Raw genomic sequence first — 4,022 nt, 5'->3', positions numbered from 1 at the left:
CGAAAGCCGGATCTCCCGGTGCAGAGTCAAGGGAGCAGTCTCCGGCTGGGGTATGCAGGCAGACCGGGATAAGGTGTGCACCGTTTCCTCCATAGCCTGATACACCGGTACGGCAGTCATCACATTTTGCAGAATGCTTTGCAAAGAGGTATACACCGGCCACAGCCGGGAGAAGATGTATACGATCACGATCAGCTGTCCGGCGCTGACAGATAAAAACGCCTGGGCAAAGAAAAACGCCAGAGCCACCAGCACCGCCGAGCCGATGGTATAGATCATGGCAGGCAGGGCGGTGAGCCGGGTCAACTCCAGATAGTTTGCCCGGTACAGCTCCGCCGCATCCCGGAAACGCTTGCTCTGCGCCTGCTGAATGCCATAAGAGCGGATTTCCTTCATGCCGCTGATCTGGTCGTCAATCTCCGCAAAAAATGTCAGTGCGGAGCTGCGTATACTCTGACCGCACTGCTTGGAGCGGCGCATCATGGGACGAAAGGCAAGGAAAAATCCACCGCCGCTAACCAGTACAAACAGGGTCAAGGGCACGTTCATCACCAAGGCAATGGCGATCTGCACCGCCGCCGTCATCAGCAAAGATATCCCCTGTACCTGCTGGATCGCCGCATTGCTGATCCGGGTACAGTCCGCATGAAACAGATTCAAAAGATCCGATCGCCGGAACCGGATCAGATGCTGCCAGTCCGCCTGGGATACTGCCTTGTACAGCCGCAGCCGCAGCTTGGTCATGTAGTCCTGGGTGAGTCTTGCGTGCAAAAGCTGCACATGTCGGTTCAGCAGCGCCTTGCAGACCATGGCAAGCACGAACACCCCCAGAATGCATGCCAGCTGCACATTGCCGGACACATCCGGCAGAAACCGGTTCAGCACTGCCCAACGGCTGCCGGACTGTATGTCAAAGCATTGCAGCAGAGGCACCAGCAGCAATACGCTGACGCCCCCGGACAGGGACACCAGGACGGACAGCAGTACCATCCGCACAAACCCCCGGGGCTCGGAACGGTAAATGTCCCGGAGCAAGGAAAACATGGGACTCCTCCTTTCTCTACTGGGCATCCAGCAGCATCTGAATACGGTTTTCCACATTCACAAGGGTGCCGCTGGTGTCATAATCCACACTGACCAGATGGGCGTCGGGATAATGCCGCTGTAAATTCGGATACATGCCCTTGCCGCAGATATGGTTGGGCATGCATCCGAAGGGCTGCACGCACAGCACCTTCCGGATCCCCAGCTCCACCATCTGCACCACCTCGCAGCTGATGAGCCAGCCGTCCGCCGTATGCACACCGTAGGGGATCAGTTCCTGCCGGGTGCGGCAGAACCGGTCATAGGGATCCAGGCACTGGAATCCAGCCTGCCGGACGGCATCCACCAGTTCCGTCTGCACCCGGTTCAGATACCAGAGCAACGGCTTGCAGGCTCTGCCCCAGGCGGCGTCCTGTACCATATGGGTGTCCAGATAATACAGGGCATACCAGGATAGCCCGTTCACATACACCTCACAGTTTCTGGCATGCAGATAGGGCACCAGACCGCAGTTACCCATACCGCAGTATTTCACATACAGCTCCCCTACGATGCCGATCCGCTGTACCTGGCGCTGACACCGGGGAATTTCCGAAAAGGATCGGGCGATCTGCGCAAACAGAGCCTTCCGCTCACCGTGCAGCAGAATGCCGCCCTGAAGCCGCCTACCCAACTGCTGCCGCCACCGGGCAAGCAGGGTCTCCGCCGCTCCCGGCTCCTTCTGATAGGGCAGGGTCTGGTGATATACCAGCATCAGCAGATCGCCGAGCAACGCCCCATTCACCGCCCGATGGAGCATGGAAGGGGTAACGTGCAGCTTTGCCCCATCCTCCAGTCCCCTGACGTTCAGGGACAGAATGGGCACGCTCCCGAAGCCTGCCCGGCTAAGAGCTTTGCGGATCATATGCAGGTAATTGGAGCCCCGGCAGGCATCTCCTGCCTGGGGAATCATCAGCACCGTATTGGAAAGGTCGTACTGCCCGCTGCGGAGAGCATGGAGCATCTGTCCGATGATGAGCACTGCCGGATAGCACAGGTCATTGTGGGCATACTCCAGGCCCAGGGCAGCAGCCTCCGGGCAAGCCTCCAGGATCACCGGGGCATACCGAGGCGTACAGAAGGCATACCGCAGCAGCGGAAAATGGAAATCCAGCATAGCTGGAATCAGTATGGTGGTTTTCGACACGGTATCCCCTCCTGTACAATCATTGCATCTTCGTCCTATTATAACACATTTTCCACTACAGGGCAAGAAAGAGCCGGCAGGATGCAGCCCTGCCGGCCCTCTGTTCAAACGATTGATACCACTTCAACCTAATTTCCGTGTGTCTGAATGGTTCAAATCTGTTTTTCCGGAAATGTAAACGTATGGGCACATCCGGCGAAATGCCTTCAGATCCACCCGCTTTCCCCCTTGGCTGCAATCTGCATGACTGCCTGGTTTCATCGATCATAGGGCACCACACAGGAGGTCTCCGCCTGCTGTACCGCATGTTCCAGTGTCATACCGGAGAAATGGGGCGCTGCAAAGAGCCTGCCGCTACGGCGGTCATCCACGAAGGCACCGATCAGTACCCCGGGTAATGCACTTTCCGGCGGATTCGGCGCATTGGGTCCCCCCAGATCCGTCCGACACCAGCCCGGATCTGCAAGACTCAGAATCAAGTTCGTGCCGTCATACTTAGAACCAAGATCCACCGTCACCTTATCCAGTGCCGCCTTGCTTGCGGAATAGCCTGCCTGCTGCGGATCCAGGGCAATACCACTGGTGATATTGATAATTCTTCCAAATCTCCGATCCACCATGCCCGGCAGCACATGATAACAGATCCGCATGGGAGCAATGGTGTTGATGGCAAAGCTTTTGATGTAATCCTCCGACGGAGTTTCCAGAAAGGCACTGCGGTACGCCACCTGCACTCCGGCATTGTTGAACACAATATCCAGGCTGGTGCCTGTCCGATCGATGCGGGTCATCATATCCTCCACCGCATCCAGGTCGGACAATTCCGCCTCCACAGCATATGCCTGTACGCCCAGCCGCTGTACCTGCTCTAACAGGGAGCTGCAATGGGACAGCCGACGGCTGTGCAGCACCAGGTTGCATCCTTGTTTCGCCATCTCCAAGGCAATCAGTCTGCCGATGCCCCGGCTGGCGCCGGTAATCAACGCCCATTTTCCGCTTACGTCAATCATAAAAGCCTCCTTAAAATCCCAACAGCATGCCCACCAGATGCACCAGACAGGCGGCAATCCAGGCGATCACACATTGTTCTACCACTACAGCGATTGCCCACTTTGCCCCAAGCTCCCGCTTGATGGATGCCACTGCTGCAATGCAGGGGGTATACAGCAAGCAGAACACCAGCAGACAGACTGCCCCCAAGGGCGTGAGCATAGCGTACAAAGCGCTGCTGTCCGGCATCAGCACCGACAGAGTGGAGACCACGCTTTCCTTTGCCAGCATACCGGTGATGAGAGCGGTGGATATCCGCCAGTCTCCAAAGCCCAGAGGCCGGAAGATGGGGGCGATCCAGCCGGCTACCAGAGCCAGCATGCTGTTCTGGGAATCCGCCACCATGCGGAATTTCGGATCAAAGGTCTGCAAAACCCAGATCACGATAGTTGCCACAAAAATCACGGTAAATGCACGGGTGAGAAAATCCTTCGCCTTTTCCCAAAGCAGCTGTGCCACATTCTTCGCTCCGGGCATCCGGTAATTGGGCAGCTCCATTACAAAGGGCACCGGCTCTCCCCGGAACAGACTGCCCTTCATCAGCAGTGCCGCCAGAATCGCCATGAGAATGCCCCCGAAGTACAGCAGGATCATCACCAGCGCTCCATGCTTCGGGAAAAAGGCGGCGGTGAAGAACCCGTAAATGGGCAGCTTTGCGGAACAGCTCATAAAAGGGGTCAGCAGTATGGTCATTTTCCGGTCACGTTCAGAGGAAAGCGTACGGCTTGCCATGACCCCCGGC

At 57.1% G+C, this 4,022-nt stretch carries 4 protein-coding genes; all 4 read right to left on the bottom strand.

Annotated elements, in window-relative coordinates; translation table 11 throughout:
• Nucleotides 1–1,044: ABC transporter transmembrane domain-containing protein (locus QVO51_RS09455; RefSeq protein WP_288168091.1), on the bottom strand; the 1,044-nt coding region annotated here is incomplete at its 3' end.
• A 16-nt stretch (nucleotides 1,045–1,060) separates the two neighbouring features.
• Nucleotides 1,061–2,230 carry a 2-hydroxyacyl-CoA dehydratase gene (locus QVO51_RS09450; RefSeq protein ID WP_022358197.1) on the bottom strand — a complete coding sequence of 390 codons (1,170 nt, stop codon included), beginning with the start codon at nucleotides 2,228–2,230 and terminating at the stop codon, nucleotides 1,061–1,063.
• Nucleotides 2,231–2,487: 257 nt separating this feature from the next.
• On the bottom strand, nucleotides 2,488–3,240 hold the full coding sequence (locus QVO51_RS09445; RefSeq protein WP_022358196.1) for an SDR family NAD(P)-dependent oxidoreductase: 753 nt from the start codon (nucleotides 3,238–3,240) through the stop codon (nucleotides 2,488–2,490).
• Nucleotides 3,241–3,250: 10 nt separating this feature from the next.
• Nucleotides 3,251–4,022 (bottom strand): nucleoside recognition domain-containing protein (locus QVO51_RS09440; protein ID WP_288168089.1); only part of this gene is annotated, 772 nt, incomplete at its 5' end.

Source organism: Ruminococcus sp. CAG:379 (assembly GCF_000434255.1).
GTDB classification, from domain to species: domain Bacteria; phylum Bacillota; class Clostridia; order Oscillospirales; family Ruminococcaceae; genus Ruminococcus_F; species Ruminococcus_F champanellensis.
This window is presented reverse-complemented; position numbering and strand designations above follow the sequence as displayed.

Bases quoted from the DNA above. Each gene is read 5' to 3' on its own strand.
- QVO51_RS09445 (WP_022358196.1), bottom strand. From the start codon at position 3,240: ATGATTGACGTAAGCGGAAAATGGGCGTTGATTACCGGCGCCAGCCGG.